Origin of the sequence: Phytopseudomonas dryadis (assembly GCF_004327355.1) — a bacterium.
Lineage (GTDB): Bacteria > Pseudomonadota > Gammaproteobacteria > Pseudomonadales > Pseudomonadaceae > Aquipseudomonas > Aquipseudomonas dryadis.
In genome coordinates this window covers 151,065-169,254 of the sequence record NZ_QJUM01000012.1, presented here as the reverse complement: position 1 = coordinate 169,254, position 18,190 = coordinate 151,065, and the positions used below count along the sequence as shown (strand labels likewise).

The following is an 18,190-nucleotide window of genomic DNA, read 5'->3' as shown; positions in this document are numbered from 1 at the left end:
TGCCCTGGGTATCGCTTCGCTCAACCACAGGCTACGGTCTAGGAAAGCCACAAGTTGCAAGGGAGAACAGTGAACTGCTCTTACTTGCCGCTTGTGGCTTGCAGCTTGAGGCTGCTTATTGCACTTCCACCGCCAGGCTGTCGGCGATCTTCTTGTTCCAGATCGCCGGGCCGGTGATGTGTACCGACTCGCCATTGCTGTCGACGGCGACGGTGACCGGCATGTCCTTCACGTCGAACTCATAGATCGCTTCCATGCCCAGTTCGGCGAAGGCCAGCACCCTGGACTTCTTGATCGCCTGGGCCACCAGGTAGGCGGCGCCGCCAACGGCCATCAGGTACACGGCCTTGTTGTCCTTGATCGCCTCGATGGCGGTCGGGCCGCGCTCGGACTTGCCGATCATGCCCAGCAGGCCGGTCTGCTCGAGGATCTGCCGGGTGAACTTGTCCATCCGCGTCGCGGTGGTGGGGCCGGCCGGCCCCACCACCTCGTCGCCGATCGGATCGACCGGGCCGACGTAATAGATGAAGCGGCCCTTGAGATCCACCGGCAGTTCTTCGCCCCGGTTGAGCATCTCGACCATGCGCTTGTGCGCGGCGTCGCGGCCGGTGAGCATCTTGCCGTTGAGCAGGATGGTTTCGCCCGGCTTCCAGCTCTGCACGTCTTCCGGGGTCAGGCTGTCGAGGTCGACGCGGCGAGCCGACGGGCCGGCTTCCCAGACGATTTCCGGGTAGGCGTCCAAAGGCGGTGCTTGCAGTTCGGCCGGGCCGGAGCCGTCGAGCACGAAGTGGGCGTGACGGGTGGCGGCGCAGTTGGGGATCATGCACACCGGCAGCGAGGCGGCGTGGGTCGGGTAATCCATGATCTTGACGTCGAGCACGGTGGTCAGGCCGCCCAGGCCCTGGGCGCCGATGCCCAGCTGGTTGACCTTGTCGAACAGCTCCAGGCGCAGTTCCTCGATGCGGTTCTGCGGGCCGCGGGCTTTCAGCTCGTGGATGTCGATGGACTCCATCAGCACTTCCTTGGCCATCACCGCGGCTTTCTCGGCGGTGCCGCCGATGCCGATGCCGAGCATGCCCGGCGGGCACCAGCCGGCGCCCATGGTCGGTACGGTCTTGAGCACCCAGTCGACGATCGAGTCGGACGGGTTGAGCATGGCCATCTTCGACTTGTTCTCCGAGCCGCCGCCCTTGGCCGCCACGTCCACTTCCACGGTGTTGCCGGGGACGATGGAGTAGTGGATCACCGCGGGGGTGTTGTCCCTGGTGTTCTTGCGGGCGCCGGCCGGGTCGGCGAGGATCGAGGCGCGCAGCACGTTTTCCGGCAGGTTGTAGGCGCGGCGAACGCCCTCGTTGATCATGTCGTCCAGGCCCATGGTGGCGCCGTCCCAGCGTACGTCCATGCCCACGCGCACGAACACGGTGACGATGCCGGTATCCTGGCAGATCGGCCGGTGGCCGGTGGCGCACATGCGCGAGTTGATCAGGATCTGCGCCATGGAGTCGCGCGCGGCGGGGGATTCTTCGCGCAGGTAGGCCGCGTGCATGGCCTGGATGAAGTCCACGGGATGGTAGTAGGAGATGAACTGCAGGGCGTCGGCGACGCTCTGGATCAGGTCGTCTTGCTTGATCACGGTCATGTGGGGCGCTCCTTTGTCGGGCAGGAACTTTATGGGGCGCCGGAGCATGGCCGGCGCCGTCTGAAAGGCGCGGCAGTATACCGCGGGGCAGGCGGCCGGGACACCCGTCGGGCGGCGCTGCGGGCGGCTATCGCCCGCCAGCGGGGCCGAGCAACGCGCAGCTAGGCATTTGCCCGGGGCGCGAGTACAGTGGCGGCTAGTTGCCAGTATGGGATGGAGCCCATGACATCCAGCAACCGCCGGGTTACCCAGAAAGCCTTGCAAAGCCTGTTGCTGAAACGCTTCGGCATGGCTGTTGCCACCTATTTGATGATCGCCGTGCTGGCGGCGATCGCCCATTACCATGGGCTGTTCAGTGCCCGTGGCCCGACGGTGCTGGCCCTGCTGGGGCTGGCGGCGGTCAGTCAGGTGCTTTTCTTCGCCCTGTTCGTCTCCGGGCTCAACCTGCGCCTGCGTGACCCCAGCCTCACCGAGGCCCAGGTACTGGTCGGCCTGGCCTTGCTCACCGCCCTGGTGGCCATGCTCGACGAGGGGCGCGGCAGCCTGTTGCTGATCTACCCGCTGGCCCTGCTGTTCGGTCTGTTCCAGTTGCCGCCCCGGGTGTTCTTCCGCTGTACCGCGCTGGCCTTCTTCGGCTTCGTCGCCATCAATCTCTTCGATGCCTACCGTTTCCGCATGCGCGATCCGGGCCTGGCCACCCTGCAGGTCTGCGCCTTGGGGCTGGTACTGTTCTGGTTGAGCCTGTTCGCCTCCTACATGCAGAGCATGCGCCAGCGTATGCGTCAGCGCCGCTTCGCCCTGCAGGCGCACCAAGAAACCCTGCGCGGGATGATGCGCCAGCTCGAGGACCTGGCCGCCACCGATGAACTCACCGGCCTGTGCAACCGTCGGCATTTCCTGCGCCTGGCCGCCCGCGAACTGGACGGCCTTGGCCCCAGGCGCAGGCTCGGCCTGGCGCTGATCGATCTCGACCACTTCAAGCGCATCAACGACAGGTACGGCCATGCCGCGGGGGATCGGGTGCTGCAGGCATTCGCCGGGGTGGCCACGGCCTGCCTGCGTGAGGGTGACGTGGTCGCCCGTTACGGTGGCGAGGAGTTCGTGCTGCTGGTGCCCAATACCGACGCCGAAGCCTTCATGGCCTGCTGCGAACGCTTGCGGCAGGCATTCAGAGAGGCTGAACCGATCGGCGTTAAAGTGGATAATCTCAGCCTGTCCGTGGGAATGACGCTGGTGGCCATGCACGACGATCTCGATGAAGCCCTGCACCGCGCCGACCAGGCGCTCTATCAGGCCAAGCGCACCGGGCGCAATCGCTGCGCTTCGACCTGGGAGCAGGCGGATGCCTGAGCTGCTGGTCGGGGCCACCCGCGTGGCCGTCGCGCCTTCCGCCAACCTGCTCGACGCCTTGCTCGGCGCTGGCATTGCGGTGCCGTACAGTTGCCGCGCCGGCAGTTGCCACGCCTGCCTGGTGCGCTGTCTCGCCGGTGAGCCGCTGGACATGCAGCCGCAGGCGCTGGACGCCGCACGGCGACAGCAGGGCTGGCGACTGGCCTGCCAGTGCCGGGTGGTCGAGGATCTGCAGGTGCAGCCCTTCGACCCTGGGCGCGATGGGCGCCCGGCACGCATCGTCCAGTGCGACTGGTTGAGCGACGAGGTGCTGCGCTTGCGCGTGCAGCCGGAGCAGCCGCTGCGTTACCGCGCCGGCCAGCATCTGTTGCTGTGGACGGCCACCGGCATCGCCCGTCCCTACTCGTTGGCCAGCCTGCCGGGCGACGACGACTTTCTCGAATTCCATCTGGACTGCCGCCGGCGCGGTGCCTTCAGCGACGCCGCCCGGCAGTTCGCGGTGGGGGACGAGCTGCGCCTGGGCGAATTGCGTGGCGGTGCCTTGCATTACGACCCCGACTGGCAGTCACGACCGCTCTGGCTGGTCGCGGCGGGCACCGGCCTGGCGCCGCTGTATGGGGTGCTGCGCGAGGCATTGCGCCAGGGGCACCAGGGCGCCATCCGGGTCATTCACCTGGCGCATGACCAGGACGCGCATTACCTGGCCGGGCCCCTGGCAGCGCTGGCCGCCAGGCATCCACAGGTGCAGGTCGGGTTGTGGACTGCGGCCGAGCTGCCTGCGGCTCTGGCCGAACTGCGGCCTGTTTCGCGACAAACCCTTGCCTTGCTCTGCGGCCATCCCGATAGCGTCGAAGGTTTTACCCGGCGTTTGTACCTGGCCGGCCTGCCGCGCAGCCAGATGTATTGCGACCTGTTTCTACCGCACGCGCCCTGACGGCTTGGCGCCCATCGGAGGCATCGGCTGGTCGGGCGCGAAGACGGCGCTCAGGCCGCGGCGTAAGCCGGATTTTTCCCGTTTCATCAGTATCAGCCCTGTTCCCAGGGCGCGCCGAGCAGGCGTTGCTGCAGGAAGTCGCACAGCGCAAGCACCTTGCGCGAGGCTCGGCTGGAGCGCGGGTACATGGCGTAGATGGAGTAGGGCTTGGGGCGTGCCCGAGGCAACACCTCGATCAGCGAGCCGGCCTCGAGATGGTGATGGACGAGAAAGCTGGGTAGCAGGGCCAGGCCCTGGCCAGCCAGTACCAACTCGCGCATCGCTTCGCCGTTGTTGCTGGAGAACCGCCCCCGCGGCGCGACACTCGCCAGTTCGCCCTGTTCATCGGCATTCTCGAATGACCAGAACTTCCGCGAGGAGACGTTGCTGTAGCCGATGCAGTCGTGTTCATGCAGCTCCTCGATATGTTCCGGAATGCCATGGCGCTCCAGGTAGTCCGGGCTGCCGCAGAGTATCCGTGCACTGCTGGCCAGTTTGCGTGCAATGAGGGCGCTATCGCCAATGCGTGAAACGCGTACGCAGAGGTCATAGCCCTCGCGCTCGAAATCGCTGATCCGGTCGTCCAGGCGCAGGTTGACTTCCAGTTGTGGATGCTGGCCCATGAAGTCGGCGATCAGGGGCGCCAGCCACAACGTTCCGAAACTCATCGGCGCCAGCATGTGCAGGCGTCCGCGCAGGCCGCTGTCGTTGAAGGCCGCCGCCTCTGCCGCTTCGTTCAGGTCGAGCAGCACCTCCTTGGCCTGTCGATAGAAGAGCATGCCGTTGTCCGTTGCCGCGACCTTGCGGGTCGAGCGGTGCAGCAGTTTGGCGCCCAGGCGTTGCTCGAGATCGCTGAGGCGCTTGCTCACCACCGATTTCGACAGGCCCAGGTCTTCCGCTGCCCGGCTGACCCCACCCAGTTCCACCACGCGCAGATAGGTTTCGATTTCCTGCAGATCGAGCTTCATGTGTGCGTTCCTGATTCGACGTCATCAGGGTAATGCCTTCGCGGCGAGATACTGTTCGTTTTTTACGAAAAGCTATTTTCCCGCTGTGTGGTCGATCGCCGGGGACCTTGGCAATTACGCTGAAAACTCATCGAGATGAAATTGCTTCTCTCGTCATCCGAACAGGAGTTTTCCCCATGGCATTCACTTACAAGCGTCTGGACAAGGACGATGCCGTCGTATTGCTGATCGACCATCAGGCGGGTCTGCTTTCCCTGGTGCGCGACTACTCGCCGGACGAGTTCAAGAACAATGTCCTGGCGCTGGCCGACATCGCCAAGTTCTTCGAGCTGCCGACCATCCTCACCACCAGCTTCGAGGAAGGCCCCAACGGGCCGATGGTGCCGGAGCTCAAGGCGCTGTTCCCCGATGCGCCCTATATCGCCCGCCCGGGGCAGATCAATGCCTGGGACAACGAGGATTTCGTCAGGGCGATCGAGGCGACCGGGCGCAAGCAACTGATCATCGCCGGTGTGGTGACCGACGTCTGCGTGGCGTTCCCGACGCTCTCGGCGCTGGAGGCGGGTTATGAAGTCTTCGTGGTGACGGACGCCTCCGGCACCTTCAACACCGCCGTGCGCGATGCGGCGCTGGCGCGTATGGCTCACGCCGGGGCGCAACTGGTCAACTGGTTCAGTGTCGGCGGTGAGCTGCATCGTGACTGGCGCAACGATGTCGAGGGCTTCGGCGGCATCCTCGGCGGCCACCTGCCGGCCTATTCCAACCTGATCCAGAGCTACGACCAGAAGTGAAACGCAACGGCTGAACGCAAAAGGCCGCTCGATGAGCGGCCTTTTGCGTTCAACTGCGAATTACACGATTTGATCGCCGACATGCAGGATCTTCATGCCATTGGTGCCGCCGATGGTGTGGTAGCTGTCGCCCTTGGTCAGGATCACCCAGTCGCCCTGTTCCACCAGACCGCGCTTGAGCAGCTCGTCCACCGCCGCCTGGCTGACTTCGCCCAGGGGCAGGGCCGCCGGGTCGAAGGGGATGGTGTAGACACCGCGGAACATCGCGGCGCGGGCCTGGGTCTCGCGGTGCGGGGAAAAGGAGTAGATCGGCACCGAGGAGCGGATGCGCGACATGATCAGCGGGGTGTAACCGCTTTCGGTGAGGGCGATGATCGCCTTCACGCCGGGGAAATGGTTGGCGGTGTACATGGCCGCCAGGGCGATGCTCTCGTCGCAGCGTTCGAAGGTCTTGCCGATGCGGTGGCTCGAGCTCTTGCCGGTCGGGTGCCGTTCCGCGCCGAGGCAGATACGCGCCATGGCCTGCACGGCTTCCAGCGGATAGGCGCCGGCGGCGCTTTCCGCCGAGAGCATCACCGCATCGGTGTAGTCGAGCACGGCGTTGGCGACGTCGGAGACTTCGGCGCGGGTCGGCATCGGGTTCTGGATCATCGACTCCATCATCTGCGTGGCGACGATCACCGCCTTGTTGTGGCGGCGGGCGTGGAGGATGATCTTCTTCTGGATGCCCACCAGCTCGGCATCGCCGATTTCCACGCCCAGGTCGCCACGGGCGACCATGACCACGTCGCTGGCCTTGATCAGGCCGTCGAGGGTTTCGTCGTTGGCCACGGCTTCGGCACGTTCGATCTTGGCCACCAGCCAGGCCGTGCCGCCGGATTCGTCACGCAGTTTGCGCGCGTATTCCATGTCCGCGGCATCGCGCGGGAAGGACACGGCCAGGTAGTCCAGATCCATTTCCGCGGCGAGCTTGATGTCGGCCTTGTCCTTTTCGGTCAGGGCCGGCGCGGTCAGGCCGCCGCCACGGCGGTTGATGCCCTTGTGGTCGGACAGCGGGCCGCCGATCAGCACCACGCAGTTGAGGGTATCGGCGGTGGTGGTTTCGACGCGCATGACCACGCGGCCGTCGTCGAGCAGCAGTTCGTCGCCGACGCCGCAATCCTTCACCAGATCCGGGTAGTCGATACCGACGACCTGCTGGTTGCCCTCGTTCAGCGGATGGCTGGTGGAGAAGGTGAAACGGTCGCCGACCTTGAGTTCGATGCGCTTGTCGGCGAACTTGGCGATGCGGATCTTCGGCCCTTGCAGGTCGCCGAGCAGGGCGACGTGACGCCCGTGCTTGGCGGCCAGGTCGCGCACCAGTTGGGCCCGTGCCTTGTGGTCTTCCGGCGAGCCGTGGGAGAAGTTCAGGCGGGCCACATCCAGCCCGGCGAGAATCAGTTGCTCGAGTACTTCCGGCGAGTTGCTGGCTGGGCCGAGGGTGGCGACGATTTTGGTGCGGCGAACGGTCATGCGCGGACTCCTGAATTGAAGCAGACCGCGAGGCTACTACGCCGCCGCGCTGTAGTCATTGTTCCTCTGCACTACTTTTCGCCGGCATTTTCACCACCAGCAGGTCGCAGTCCACCGATTCCAGCAGGCGTTCGGCGGTGTGCCCGATGAGGATGGTATCCAGGCGGCCGCGGGCGATGCAGCCCATCACCAGCAGGTCGATTTCCTGCTTGCGCACGAAGCGCGGCAGCACGTTTTCCGGTGCACCTTCGAGCAGGTGGGCGGCGTCGGCGGCGATGTCGTACTGGCGTATCAGCCGTTCGAAGGCCTGGTGATGCTGCGCCGCTTCGTCGGCGATGTATTGCTGGTAGTCGGCCAGCAGTTCGACGTTGCTCAGCAGGGCGCGTGGCAAGGGCGCATGGCAGTGCACGTAGTCGGCGTGCAGGTCGAGTGTCGTGGCGAGGCCCTGGGCGGTCTGGATCAGGTGGTGGTCGAGCGCGGCCGGCTTGTCGTCCTGGTGCAGCGGGTCGACCGCGGTGCACAGGTTGTGGCCGCGCCATTCGGCGTGGTGCACCAGCCACAGCGGGGCCGGGCAATGGCGCATCAACTGCCAGCAGCTGTCGGTCAGCAACAGGCGCCGCAGCAGGTTGTTGTGCGCCGCGGATTTCAGTACCAGATCCGGCTGCAGCTCGGCGACCTTCTCCAGCACCGTTTCGTGCAGGCGCTTGCCCCAGCGTACGTCCTGCTGCAACGGCAGGCCCTCGTCGCGCAGCGGGGTGAGCAGATCCTGCAGCCATTTGCCGCGCTGTTCGAGCAGCGCCTCGCGGGCTTTGTTCTGCAGGCTGTTCTCGAGCAGGCTGCCGTCGAGGGCGGCGCTATACTCGACCAACAGTACGTGCAGGCTGGCGCTGGTTCTGCGCGCCAGCCAGGCGGCGCGTTCAAGGGCCGGGTGGCTGGGTTGGTTGGCGTCGATCACGACCAGTAGTTGTTCGAGTTGCATGGGGGTCGACCTCGCTGGGTTGGGTGGGCTGCATTGCACCCCATCGGCAGAGGGGGCGCGTTGACCTGAATCAGCGTAGAAGACCATCGCCATTCAGGGGTTGAAAACCTTTCATCCCGTGTACCGGTTCAGTTTTTCCGGCGCGCGCCGATAGCTCGCTCATTGGAGGAGAAACCTATGCGAATTCCATTGCTGCTGGCGCTTGTGCTGAGTGTTGTCGGTTGTACCCGCTGGTCGCTCGACCACCATCTGAACAAGGCCTACCGGGCCTATGACCGGGGCGAGTGCGAGGCGGTGATGCTGGAGTTGTCCCGTGCCGAGCGCATGAGCCGTTCGCGCAGCTACCTGCAGCCGGAAATCTCGCTGCTGCGTGGCCAGTGCCTGGAGCGGCAGAGTCTGTATGTCGATGCGGCGCAGACCTATCAGTTCATCATCACCCGCTACCCGAGCAGCGAGTACGCCTTCCGCGCCCGCGCCCGACTGGAAACCCTGCGGCAACTCGGCCATCATGGTGTGCCCGAGCCGGCCAAGGCTTCGCCGGCGGCGCTCTAGCCGGTCGGGACGGGCCGCAGGGCGTGGGTGCGTGGCGCCAGGCGCCGTTTACAGGTGCATGGCAGCGGCGAACGAGGCGACTGGCGTGGCGCTGAATTCGGCGCCGTCCATGTGGGTTGCGCAACCGGATATCCGAAGGTCGTTCCCGGGGCTGGCGCTAAGCCGGGCGCTGCGGCCATACTCGGCAGACATTCATAGCGATTTGCCATTATGCATGCCAATCGACATATAGAACGGCACCAGCTGCCGTACTACCTCAATGTGTTCAATCTCATCACCGACAAGCCGATGGGGCACCTCGGCAATGTGTCGCTGGATGGGCTGATGCTGATCAGCCAGTTACCCATGCTGGTCGGCGGGTGTTTCGACATGCGCCTGAAGATTCCGGGAGCGGACGCGGTACGGCATATCGACTTCACGGCCACCTGCCTGTGGTGCCGCGAAGACGTCACGCCGGGCAGTTTCGATTCCGGTTTCTCGCTGATCGCGCCGCCGGCGGAGTACGTCGAGATGGTCGAGGCGTTGCGTCACTATTTCAGCTTCCATCCCCTGCTCACCTCGGCCTGAGATGCCGTACCGGCAGCGCTAAGCCACAGGCTGCAAACGAAGGAGTGGGGAAGCCCCCGGTCCGCCTTTGCTTGCAGCTTGCAGCTTGCAGCTTGTGGCTTGCCGCTTGTAGCTGCTCAGGCCGGTACCGGCTCGCTCAGTTGCAGCACGGCATCCGAGCGCGACTGCACGGCGCGATACTGCTCGGCGTCGCTGGTCAGCACGGCGGAAGGCGCCGGGAATATCTCGTTCAGCTTGCTGCTCCACTGCGCCGAGGCAGCCTGCTCCGGGAAGCAGCGGCGGATCAGGTCGAGCATGATCGAGACGGTGACCGAGGCGCCCGGCGAAGCGCCGAGCAGGGCGGCGATGGAGCCGTCCTTGGCGGCCACCAGCTCGGTGCCGAACTGCAGCACGCCGCCTTTCTTGGGGTCCTTCTTGATGATCTGCACGCGCTGGCCGGCGATCTCCAGGCGCCAGTCGCTGGCCTTGGCCTGCGGATAGAAACCGCGCAGGGTATCGAGGCGCTGTTCCTGCGACTGCATCACTTCCTTGACCAGGTAGCGGGTCAGGTCGAAGTTGTCACGGGCCACGGCCAGCATCGGGCCGATATTGTTCAGGCGCACCGACAGCGGCAGGTCGAGGAACGAGCCTTTCTTGAGGAACTTGGTGGTGAAGCCGGCATAGGGTCCGAACAGCAGGGACTTCTTGCCGTCGACCACACGGGTGTCCAGGTGCGGTACCGACATGGGCGGCGAGCCGACTTCGGCCTGGCTGTACACCTTGGCCTGGTGCTGGCTGACCACTTCCGGGTTGTCGCAGCGCAGCCACTGGCCGCTTACCGGGAAACCGCCGAAACCCTTGCCCTCGGCGATGCCGGACATCTGCAGCAGCGGCAGGGCGCCACCGCCGGCGCCGAGGAACACGAAGCGGGCCTGCAGCTCGCGATGGTTGCCGTTCTTCAGGTTCTTGATGCCGACGCGCCAGCCCAGCTCGTTGCGGGTCAGGCCGGTGACCTTCTGGCTGCAGCTGACGCGGGCGTTGTCCTGCGCGCCCAGGTGGTCCAGCAGGCCCTTGGTCAGGGCGCCGAAGTTGATGTCGGTGCCGTTCAGCACGCGGGTGGCGGCGATCGGTTCCTGGGGATCGCGGCCCGGCATCATCAGTGGCATCCACTGGGTCATGGTGGCGCGATCTTCGGTGTATTCCATGTCCGCGAAGGCATGGTGCGCGGTCAGCGCCTCGAAGCGTCTCTTCAGGTAGTCGATGCCTTTCTGGCCACGGACGAAACTGAGGTGCGGAACCGGGTTGATGAAGGATTTGGGCGAACCGAAGGTGCCTTTGTCCACCAGGTAGGCCCAGAACTGTTTCGATTCCTCGAACTGGGCATTGATGCTGACCGCTTTCTTGATATCGATGGAGCCGTCGGCCGACTCGGGAGTGTAATTGAGCTCGCACAGCCCGGCGTGGCCGGTGCCCGCGTTGTTCCAGGGGTTGGAGCTTTCCACCGCACCCGAGTCCATCGCTTCCACGACTTCCAGGGTGATGCCCGGGTCGAGCTCCTTGAGCAGCACGGCCAGGGTCGCGCTCATGATGCCGGCTCCGACCAGCACCACATCTACTGCTTCGTAATCGTTCTGCGCCATTACCACGTCTCCAAAAAAATCAGCTTGCAATCGATGGCCTTGGGGCCTGGGCGTCGCAGACGCCTGTCAGCGGTTGTCGAGCTGTCCTGGAACGCTGGGTAACGGAAGGGGGTCGTCTTTGCCTGCCGCAAGATGATTCATATGTTCGCCACACTCTCGTGAAGTTGTTGAAACCGTTTTTTTCACGTCCTTTTGGAACGCGAACCTCAAAAGTTCATGTGCCTGTTGAGCGATCCCCGGCGGCAGTTGTTCCGCTGCAAAGCGGTAATCGTTGCGCAGAGCGGGAAGGGCTACTGGTATCGAGCAGCACGAAGTGGGCGACTCTCTGTGGCGTGGCCGATGGCTCGAAGTGCATCAGCGGTACGGCGAGGCCGATCAGGAGGCGTCCTTATAATCGGGGCGCGATTATAAGGCGAAAGCGAGAAAATTGATCGCTTGGGCGTGACTTTTATTGTGCGCGGCGTTCGCCACCGACAAGGTCGGGTCGCGCCGCTAATGGACAGCCAGGGCGCTGTCGGGCAGGGGCTTGTCCAGCCAGGAAAGGCGCTGCTCGTTGACCTCCCGCCAGTGCGCAGAGCCCGGCGCCTGGGCGCTCAGGCGAAAAGCCCGGCAAATGCCGTGCTCGTCGAGACGGGCGAAGATACGCGGTCGTGGCTGGGCGGCGAGACGCTTACGAAGTGGGCGCATCAGAAGAAATACTCATCAGGCAAAGCGACTAAAGTCTTATACCCACGGCCTGTTACGGGCATGTGACCGGAACCGGGGGCGCGCCATGGCGTCATCCGGCGGTCATGTGTTTCGAGGAAAACGCTGGAGTCTGGAAGACTCGACGCAAAGCCCGGCTTACCATCCAGCCCCCACACTCTTTTCGGTTCTTTGACGGCGTGGCTCGATCGCCCGTGGCCGGAACCTGCCCGGCTCATTGCGAGTCCGAAGAATTGGTTATACTGCGCGGTGCCTTAATGCGCCCCTCCATGGAGAAACGAGTATGCATCGCCTGTTGTTTGGTCTGCTTGCCATTATCGGTCTGGCCCTCGTTGGCTGCGCCCACAGCCCTCAGCAACTCAGCCCGCAGCCCAGGATCAACGGACCGCTGACCGCGGTCGGCCAGGGCCAGCCGGTCGTGGTGCGTGTAGCCGATGGTCGTCCGTCTCCCGTGCTGGGAACCCGTGGTGGCCTGTACCCGGAAACCAGTGCGATCAGCGTGACCGGCCAGGACATACTGCCGAAGCTGCAGGCCCAGGCCGAGGCCGCCGTGCGCCTGCTGGGCTTCACCCCGTCGCCCAATGCCTACAACGCGCCGCAACTGACCCTGACCCTGGCCGAACTGAAGTATCAGTCGCCGAAGGAGGGGCTGTACGTCACCGAGGCCGACATGACCGCCACCTTCCGTGCCGATGTGCAGAACAGCAACCGTCGTTACAGCGGCCGCTACGGCGCCTCGCTGAACCAGCGCTTCGGCATGGCGCCCAACCAGGAGACCAACACCAAGCTGGTCAGCGACGTGTTGAGCGATGCCCTGACCCGCGCCTTCAAGGACCCGACCCTGACGCAGATTCTCAGCGGCCAGTAGGCCGGTTGCCGATGGACAAAAGCCCCGATTCGTCGGGGCTTTTTTATGACTCACGGCCAAGTCTGCCCAGAAATCGCCAAACACCCCACCCTCTCCCCCGGCCCCTCTCCCGGAGGGCGAGGGGTGAACAGCGATAGTGTTCCGGCCTGCCATCCCTGGCGGCCACCCTGCGGGCTGTCGCAAGCGACGTCAAAAATGACTCCCGGTCATTTTTTGGATTCATCGCTCTCTCAACGGCGAGAAGGGGAACCGCGATAGCCTCTGTTGCGCCTGAGAAGAGCGGCGAACCGCCGTCCGTGTAGGAGCGTCGACCTCGGCGCGATGCGCTGGCGGCCATCGCACGAAGCGTGTCACGGCCACCCATCGCCGCGGGGCGCGGCTACAGAGCCTGGTCGAACCAAAGGCTTGACCGACTGGCATCAGGGGCCGGAGTCGTTCAGAGCGGCAGGCCGGCCTTGATGCGGTACTGGTTGCGCACCGGCATGGCGTACTGCAGGACCAGATAGGGCTGTTGCTCGGCCGGGCAGTCGGCCAGGCGCCTGTTCCACTGCTCCCGGGCCTTGGCCAGTTCCTGGGCGTCGAACAGTTGCTCGGCGCTCGGCACCGCCAGCCCGGCATCGCGCTCCTGCCACATGGCGTAGGCCAGGTAGTGCACGGGGAACAGGCGGTAGCCGGTGAGGATGTGCGCATCCATGATGGCGGCCAGCTGCTTGCTGTCGTCGAAGCCTTCGCTGACCGGATCGCCGAAGTGCACGTGCACGCGGCCCTTGTAGCCGGTGATGCCGAGGGCGATGCTCTGGTCATCCTCACCCGGCCCCTTGCTGTAGGTGCCGGTGGTGGCGCGGGTGAACAGTTCGCGCGCCTTGGCCTGGTCGCAGGGGTCGTATTCGTAGCTGATCGATACCGGGGTCAGTCGCAGGCTGCGGATCACGTCGGCGAAGGGTTCGTCCTTGCGGCTCATGTGGAACATCTTCAGGATCGCCGAATCGGTGCGATCGTCGCCGTCCTTGGCGCGGCCTTCGGCCTGGGCGATCCAGATCGATTCGCCGTCGTTGCGGATCGAATGGTTGATGTAGGCCGACAGCAACTGGTAGGCCGCCAGCTTCTCGCGCCTGCCGCTGATCGAGCGGTGTACGATGAAGCTCTTGTTCAGGCGCATCAGGTCGCTGACGAAGGGTTTCTGCAGCAGGTTGTCGCCGATGGCGATCCGTGGCGTCTGCAGCTTGGCGTGGTACACCGCGTAGTTGACGAAGGCCGGGTCCATGACGATGTCGCGGTGGTTGGCGAGAAACAGGTAGGCGCTGCCGGCCTTGAGGGTTTCCACCCCGGAGTAGGTCACGCCGTCGGTGGCGTTCTCGATGGTACGGTCGACATAGGGCTCGATCCTATCCTGTAGCGTGCCGATCGAGTCGATGGCGCGGAACTGCGCCCGCAGTCGATAGGCTATAAGAGGTTTGAGCAGCCAGCCGAACGAACCCGCCAGACGCGGGAAACGGAACTGGGTAAGGATGTCGAGGAATGCATCGTCGGCCAGCAGGCGTGCCAGTACCGCAGGAATTTCCGCGTCGGCATAGGGTCGGATGCTATCGAATTCGCCCATCATGATCTCTTGTGATTGTCGCTGCGTTTGAGTGGATTGGCCGCCGGAGCGGCAATAGACCGTCGATTATACCCTGCAAGTCACACGGAGGCGTCGATGCTGGAAACCCAGGACTACCAATGCCCTTATTGCGGTGAGCCGGTCGAGGCGCTGCTCGATCTTTCCGCGGGGGATCAGCAATACATCGAGGATTGCCCGGTGTGCTGCCGGCCGATCCTGTTCTCGCTCAGTACCGACGGTGTGGCCTGGGAGTTGGACGTGCGTGGGGAGAACGAGTGATGCAGCGTATCTACGAGCCGCAGGACCTGATGGAAGGCGAGTTGCTGCAGAGCATGCTGGCCAGCGAAGGGATCGAGGCGCATCTCACCGGGCGGCATCTGGTCGGCGCCGTCGGTGAGCTGCCGGCGTGCGGCCTGCTGGGGCTGTTGGTCGACGATGCCGACGCCGAGCGCGCACGCCGGTTGATCGCTGAGTACAATGGCGCGCAACCGCTGCCGGGCGATGAACCGGACAGTTTCCAAGGTGTATTGCTATGCTAGGGCGCCCGCGCGCCCGCTGGCGATCGACCGCTCAGCTGTAATCGAGTCGCCTCATGTGTGGACGTTTTGCCCTGTTTCGCTGGACGCCCGCGTTCGCCGCGTCGCCCGGATTTCCCGCTGATCAGCCGCCGCACTGGAGCCTCGCGCCGGGCAGCCAGGTGCTGCTGCAGCGGGCCGACGCGCAGGGCGCGCGTTCGCTGGTGCGCGCGCGCTGGGGGCTGACCCCGCCCTGGTTGAAGGATCTGTCGAAGACCCCGGCCCAGGCCCGGGCCGAAACCCTGGCCGAGCAGCCGATGTTCCGCGAAGCCCTGCGCCTGCGCCGCGGCCTGATACCGGCCAACGGTTTCTACGAATGGCGCGGTGCGGCGCGCAAGCGGCCCTACTGGCTCAGCGGCCAGGAACCGATGCTGTATTTCGCCGCCCTGTGGGAGGCCTACCCGGTCGAGGGGCACGTCTACCTGAGCACCGCGGTGGTCACCCAGGCGGCGGCCAGCCTGCGCCGCCCGCTGATCCTGAGCGAAGCCCAGCAGGCCCTGTGGCTGGCCACGGACACGCCGCTGGACAGCCTGCGCGACCTGCTCGCCGGCACCCAGCCGGTGCTGCGCGAGCGGGTGCTGGCGAACCTGGTCAACGATCCGCGCCTCGATGGCCCGGAGTGCCTGACACCTGCCTGAGGGCCTGGCTTGCGAGCGACCTTCGACACCTGGGGTCTGTTGCCGTTTCAACGCGGTTTGCGCTGAAACGGCAACAGACCCTAGCATACGTTGCCTACGTCCTATGGAGATTCAGCATGAAACCGTCGTTGTCCTTCACCACCCTGGCTGCGGCCTTGCTGCTGGCAGGATGCCAGGTCGTCAACACCACCAGCGGCGGCGCCGTGGGGGTCGAGCGCAAGCAGTACATGTTCAGCATGCTGTCGACCGATGAGGTCAACCAGATGTACGCGCAGTCGTATCAGCAGACCCTGAGCGAAGCCTCGAGCAAGGGTGTATTGAAGAAGACCGGCGCCGATGCCAAGCGTCTGCAGAGCATCGCCGACCGGCTGATCAAGCAGGCGCCGATCTTCCGTCCCGATGCGGCGCAATGGCAGTGGGAGGTCGCCCTGATCGACAGCCCCGAGCTGAACGCCAACTGTGGCCCTGGCGGCAAGATCATCTTCTACAGCGGGATCATCGAGAAGCTGAAACTGACCGATGACGAAATCGCCGCGGTCATGGGCCACGAGATCGCCCATGCCTTGCGCGAACACGGTCGCGAAGCGATGTCCAAGGCCTATGGCATCAGCCTGGCCAAGCAGGGCGCCGCCGCACTGCTGGGCGTGACCGAGGACAAGATGGCCCTGGCCGACGCCGCGGTGAATTACGGCATGACCCTGCCCAACAGCCGTGGCAACGAGAACGAAGCCGACCTGATCGGCCTGGAGCTGGCGGCGCGTGGCGGTTTCAATCCGAATGCCGCCGTCACCCTGTGGGAGAAGATGGCCGCGGCCAGCGAGGGCGCTCCGCCCGAGTTCATGAGCACGCACCCCTCGTCGGTGAGCCGGATCGCCTCGCTGCAGGCGGCCATTCCCAAGGTCATGCCGTTGTACGAGCAGGCCAAGAAGGGGAGCTGAGAACCTGGCCGCGGCCGAGAGGAGGCGTCGTGAAAATTGCCGTACTGGGTGCCACCGGCCTGCTCGGCCATCACACGGCCCGGGCCGTCAAGGCGGCGGGCCATGAGCTGGTGCTCATTCATCGCCTCTCTTCGCGCATCGAGCGCCTGGCTTACCTGGGCGCCGAGTGCCGCGCCGCCGAACTGCTCGATCAACGTGCCCTGAGCCGCGCCCTGCACGGCGTGGACGGGGTCATCTTCTGCGCCGGTCATTATCCGCGCCGGCCACGCCGCTGGCAGGACGAGGTGGCCAGCGCGCTGGATCAGACCCAGCATTTCTACGCCGCCTGCCAGGCCGTCGGGGTGGGACGCATCGTCTATGTCGGTTCGGCCATCGCCTTGCCGCGCCACCCACAAGGGTTGCCCGGTCATGAGGGGCTGTTCTACGAGGGCATGCCGCGCTGGCGCAACCCCTATGTCCTGTCGAAATGGGCGCTGGACGAACAGGCCCGCGAACAGGCCCGGGCCGGCCTGCCGGTGATGATCGGCATACCCGGGCTGAGCCTGGGCGAGCTGGATGCGGGGCCGAGCAGCGGGCGCCTGATCACGGCCATCGACAGCGGCGAGATGCGTGGCTATGTGCCGGGGCAGCGCAACCTGGTCGATGCCCGTGAAGCGGGGCGCGGGCTGCTGCTGACCCTGGAGCGCGGCCGGGTGGGCGAGCGTTACCTGATCACCGGCGAGAACATCCAGATGGCCGACCTGACGGCGCGGATCGCCGAGCGCCTGGGGGTGCCCATGCCGGTCGAGTTATCGCTGAGCAAGGCCAACGGCCTGGCGGCCTGGGGGCGTTTGCGCTATCGCCTGACCGGCGCCTGGCCGTGGCTGGATGAGACCGCCATCGCGCTGATGTCCGGCAGCCAGTTCCTCGATGGCCGCAAGGCCCGGGAGGAGTTGGGGTTCGTCGCGCGGCAATCGGTGGACGACACGCTGCAGCATACGATCCAGTGGTTCGCCGACAATGGCTACCTGCGGCAGCGGGCTGGCTGAGGCCCGCGCCGCGTTGCCGTCAGGCGCCGAGGTAGCCGCTCAGGATCAGGGCCTGGTAGCCCGCATAGATGGCCAGGGCGGCGAACGCGGCGGCGGCCAGGCGGCGGATCAGCGTCAGCGGCAGGCGGTCGGCGGCGAAGTTGCCGGCCAGCACCACCGGCACGTTGGCGATCAGCATGCCCAGCGTGGTACCGATCACCACCATGAGGAAGTGCGGATACTGGGCGGCCAGCATGACCGTGGCCACCTGGGTCTTGTCACCCATCTCGGCGAGGAAGAAGGCGATCAGGGTGGTGAGGAACGGACCGTAGCGTTTCAGGTTGGAGCTTTCGTCGTCATCCAGCTTGTCCGGTATCAGCGTCCACAGGGCCACGGCGATGAACGAGGCGGCGAGAATCCAACTGAGCAGGGCGGGCGAGAACAGGCCGGCGACCCAGTTGCCTACCGCGCCGGCGACCAGGTGATTGGCCAGGGTGGCGGCGACCATGCCCCAGATGATCGGCCACGGCCGGCGAAAACGGGCGGCCAGCAGCAGGGCGAGCAGCTGCGTCTTGTCACCGATTTCCGCCAGGGCGACGATCAGCGTGGGGACGAAGAGGGATTCCAGCATCAGGTTTTCCTAAAGGGGCGGGTCGACACGGCTATGACACGTACGACCTCCCCGCCCCGGGTAAGGTGTTCGTGTCATAGGTCTTGTCAAACCCAGCGCTCGCTTCGTGCCTGCAGTGGCCGAAATGGCGCAAGCCCGTCTTGGCGGGCCTTGGGTCGCACGCACCATGGTCATCGACCAAGTATGTTGATGCATGCCGGGCGAGCTGGCGCTCGCGGGAGACTACTCCCCTAGGACGCGCGCATTCTGCCCAAGTAGGGGCGATTGGGCAAGCACTG

Annotated in this window: 19 protein-coding genes; 11 read left to right on the top strand and 8 right to left on the bottom strand. The window is 65.2% G+C overall.

What is annotated here, in order from left to right:
* Positions 1–115: 115 nt before the first annotated feature.
* The gene (locus DNK34_RS12505) at positions 116–1,639 is read right to left on the bottom strand and encodes a fumarate hydratase (RefSeq protein WP_131175220.1); all 1,524 of its coding nucleotides are present in this window, start codon (positions 1,637–1,639) and stop codon (positions 116–118) included.
* A gap of 222 nt (positions 1,640–1,861) precedes the next feature.
* Here DNK34_RS12505 and DNK34_RS12500 point away from each other — a divergent pair, with 222 nt between their 5' ends.
* Both DNK34_RS12500 and DNK34_RS12495 read left to right on the top strand, forming a co-directional pair.
* Positions 1,862–2,989 (top strand): GGDEF domain-containing protein, encoded by a 1,128-nt coding sequence (locus tag DNK34_RS12500; RefSeq protein ID WP_131175219.1) that lies wholly within the window; start codon positions 1,862–1,864, stop codon positions 2,987–2,989.
* Entirely contained in the window at positions 2,982–3,923 is a 942-nt protein-coding gene (locus DNK34_RS12495; protein ID WP_131175218.1) for an iron-sulfur-binding ferredoxin reductase, read from the top strand. The genes DNK34_RS12500 and DNK34_RS12495 overlap by 8 nt, the downstream gene beginning before the upstream one ends.
* A 92-nt stretch (positions 3,924–4,015) precedes the next feature.
* On the opposite strand, the gene DNK34_RS12490 is transcribed toward DNK34_RS12495, so the two are convergent.
* Entirely contained in the window at positions 4,016–4,930 is a 915-nt protein-coding gene (locus DNK34_RS12490) for a LysR family transcriptional regulator (RefSeq protein ID WP_131175217.1), read from the bottom strand.
* A 176-nt stretch (positions 4,931–5,106) separates the two neighbouring features.
* Between DNK34_RS12490 and ycaC the strand changes: the two genes are divergently transcribed.
* Complete coding sequence (ycaC, locus tag DNK34_RS12485) at positions 5,107–5,721, top strand: isochorismate family cysteine hydrolase YcaC (RefSeq protein ID WP_131175216.1); 615 nt, start codon at positions 5,107–5,109, stop codon at positions 5,719–5,721.
* A gap of 60 nt (positions 5,722–5,781) precedes the next feature.
* On the opposite strand, the gene pyk is transcribed toward ycaC, so the two are convergent.
* A complete protein-coding gene (gene pyk / locus DNK34_RS12480; RefSeq protein ID WP_131175215.1) occupies positions 5,782–7,233 on the bottom strand; it encodes a pyruvate kinase in 1,452 nt (483 codons plus the stop codon).
* A 55-nt stretch (positions 7,234–7,288) separates the two neighbouring features.
* Positions 7,289–8,212, bottom strand: coding sequence for a universal stress protein (locus DNK34_RS12475; RefSeq protein WP_131175214.1), 924 nt, complete (start codon positions 8,210–8,212; stop codon positions 7,289–7,291).
* Positions 8,213–8,389: 177 nt separating this feature from the next.
* On the opposite strand from DNK34_RS12475, the gene DNK34_RS12470 reads away from it, so the two are divergent.
* On the top strand, positions 8,390–8,764 hold the full coding sequence (locus DNK34_RS12470; RefSeq protein ID WP_131175213.1) for a tetratricopeptide repeat protein: 375 nt from the start codon (positions 8,390–8,392) through the stop codon (positions 8,762–8,764).
* A 210-nt stretch (positions 8,765–8,974) separates the two neighbouring features.
* Positions 8,975–9,331, top strand: a complete 357-nt coding sequence (locus DNK34_RS12465; RefSeq protein ID WP_131175212.1) for a PilZ domain-containing protein — start codon at positions 8,975–8,977, stop codon at positions 9,329–9,331.
* Between the two features lie 116 nt (positions 9,332–9,447).
* Here the strand turns inward: DNK34_RS12465 and mqo are convergent, their stop codons facing one another.
* Both mqo and DNK34_RS12455 read right to left on the bottom strand, forming a co-directional pair.
* The gene (gene mqo, locus DNK34_RS12460; protein ID WP_131175211.1) at positions 9,448–10,950 is read right to left on the bottom strand and encodes a malate dehydrogenase (quinone); all 1,503 of its coding nucleotides are present in this window, start codon (positions 10,948–10,950) and stop codon (positions 9,448–9,450) included.
* A gap of 492 nt (positions 10,951–11,442) precedes the next feature.
* Positions 11,443–11,637, bottom strand: a complete 195-nt coding sequence (locus tag DNK34_RS12455; protein WP_131175210.1) for a hypothetical protein — start codon at positions 11,635–11,637, stop codon at positions 11,443–11,445.
* Between the two features lie 301 nt (positions 11,638–11,938).
* Between DNK34_RS12455 and DNK34_RS12450 the strand changes: the two genes are divergently transcribed.
* Positions 11,939–12,523, top strand: coding sequence for a YajG family lipoprotein (locus DNK34_RS12450; RefSeq protein WP_131175209.1), 585 nt, complete (start codon positions 11,939–11,941; stop codon positions 12,521–12,523).
* Positions 12,524–12,959: 436 nt separating this feature from the next.
* Here DNK34_RS12450 and DNK34_RS12445 read toward each other — a convergent pair whose 3' ends face one another.
* A complete protein-coding gene (locus DNK34_RS12445; RefSeq protein ID WP_131175208.1) occupies positions 12,960–14,123 on the bottom strand; it encodes a 1-acyl-sn-glycerol-3-phosphate acyltransferase in 1,164 nt (387 codons plus the stop codon).
* 96 nt (positions 14,124–14,219) lie between these two features.
* Here DNK34_RS12445 and DNK34_RS12440 point away from each other — a divergent pair, with 96 nt between their 5' ends.
* From DNK34_RS12440 to DNK34_RS12420, 5 genes are all read left to right on the top strand, one after another.
* Positions 14,220–14,402, top strand: coding sequence for a CPXCG motif-containing cysteine-rich protein (locus DNK34_RS12440; protein WP_131175207.1), 183 nt, complete (start codon positions 14,220–14,222; stop codon positions 14,400–14,402).
* A complete protein-coding gene (locus DNK34_RS12435; protein ID WP_131175206.1) occupies positions 14,402–14,662 on the top strand; it encodes a putative signal transducing protein in 261 nt (86 codons plus the stop codon). Before DNK34_RS12440 ends, DNK34_RS12435 begins: the two co-directional genes overlap by 1 nt.
* 53 nt (positions 14,663–14,715) lie before the next feature.
* Positions 14,716–15,336, top strand: coding sequence for an SOS response-associated peptidase (locus DNK34_RS12430; protein ID WP_131175205.1), 621 nt, complete (start codon positions 14,716–14,718; stop codon positions 15,334–15,336).
* Between the two features lie 116 nt (positions 15,337–15,452).
* Positions 15,453–16,274 (top strand): M48 family metallopeptidase, encoded by an 822-nt coding sequence (locus DNK34_RS12425; protein ID WP_131175204.1) that lies wholly within the window; start codon positions 15,453–15,455, stop codon positions 16,272–16,274.
* Between the two features lie 29 nt (positions 16,275–16,303).
* Entirely contained in the window at positions 16,304–17,302 is a 999-nt protein-coding gene (locus tag DNK34_RS12420) for an NAD-dependent epimerase/dehydratase family protein (RefSeq protein ID WP_131175203.1), read from the top strand.
* Between the two features lie 19 nt (positions 17,303–17,321).
* Here DNK34_RS12420 and DNK34_RS12415 read toward each other — a convergent pair whose 3' ends face one another.
* Positions 17,322–17,909: a TMEM165/GDT1 family protein gene (locus tag DNK34_RS12415; protein WP_131175227.1), complete on the bottom strand. Its 588-nt coding sequence runs from the start codon at positions 17,907–17,909 to the stop codon at positions 17,322–17,324.
* Positions 17,910–18,190 lie beyond the last annotated feature (281 nt).

What these genes read in the sequence shown, in the direction of transcription:
- DNK34_RS12505 (WP_131175220.1), bottom strand. Translation starts at nt 1,639, where the DNA reads ATGACCGTGATCAAGCAAGACGACCTGATCCAGAGCGTCGCCGACGCC.
- DNK34_RS12500 (WP_131175219.1), top strand. Translation starts at nt 1,862, where the DNA reads ATGACATCCAGCAACCGCCGGGTTACCCAGAAAGCCTTGCAAAGCCTG.
- DNK34_RS12495 (WP_131175218.1), top strand. Translation starts at nt 2,982, where the DNA reads ATGCCTGAGCTGCTGGTCGGGGCCACCCGCGTGGCCGTCGCGCCTTCC.
- DNK34_RS12490 (WP_131175217.1), bottom strand. Translation starts at nt 4,930, where the DNA reads ATGAAGCTCGATCTGCAGGAAATCGAAACCTATCTGCGCGTGGTGGAA.
- ycaC (WP_131175216.1), top strand. Translation starts at nt 5,107, where the DNA reads ATGGCATTCACTTACAAGCGTCTGGACAAGGACGATGCCGTCGTATTG.
- pyk (WP_131175215.1), bottom strand. Translation starts at nt 7,233, where the DNA reads ATGACCGTTCGCCGCACCAAAATCGTCGCCACCCTCGGCCCAGCCAGC.
- DNK34_RS12475 (WP_131175214.1), bottom strand. Translation starts at nt 8,212, where the DNA reads ATGCAACTCGAACAACTACTGGTCGTGATCGACGCCAACCAACCCAGC.
- DNK34_RS12470 (WP_131175213.1), top strand. Translation starts at nt 8,390, where the DNA reads ATGCGAATTCCATTGCTGCTGGCGCTTGTGCTGAGTGTTGTCGGTTGT.
- DNK34_RS12465 (WP_131175212.1), top strand. Translation starts at nt 8,975, where the DNA reads ATGCATGCCAATCGACATATAGAACGGCACCAGCTGCCGTACTACCTC.
- mqo (WP_131175211.1), bottom strand. Translation starts at nt 10,950, where the DNA reads ATGGCGCAGAACGATTACGAAGCAGTAGATGTGGTGCTGGTCGGAGCC.
- DNK34_RS12455 (WP_131175210.1), bottom strand. Translation starts at nt 11,637, where the DNA reads ATGCGCCCACTTCGTAAGCGTCTCGCCGCCCAGCCACGACCGCGTATC.
- DNK34_RS12450 (WP_131175209.1), top strand. Translation starts at nt 11,939, where the DNA reads ATGCATCGCCTGTTGTTTGGTCTGCTTGCCATTATCGGTCTGGCCCTC.
- DNK34_RS12445 (WP_131175208.1), bottom strand. Translation starts at nt 14,123, where the DNA reads ATGGGCGAATTCGATAGCATCCGACCCTATGCCGACGCGGAAATTCCT.
- DNK34_RS12440 (WP_131175207.1), top strand. Translation starts at nt 14,220, where the DNA reads ATGCTGGAAACCCAGGACTACCAATGCCCTTATTGCGGTGAGCCGGTC.
- DNK34_RS12435 (WP_131175206.1), top strand. Translation starts at nt 14,402, where the DNA reads ATGCAGCGTATCTACGAGCCGCAGGACCTGATGGAAGGCGAGTTGCTG.
- DNK34_RS12430 (WP_131175205.1), top strand. Translation starts at nt 14,716, where the DNA reads ATGTGTGGACGTTTTGCCCTGTTTCGCTGGACGCCCGCGTTCGCCGCG.
- DNK34_RS12425 (WP_131175204.1), top strand. Translation starts at nt 15,453, where the DNA reads ATGAAACCGTCGTTGTCCTTCACCACCCTGGCTGCGGCCTTGCTGCTG.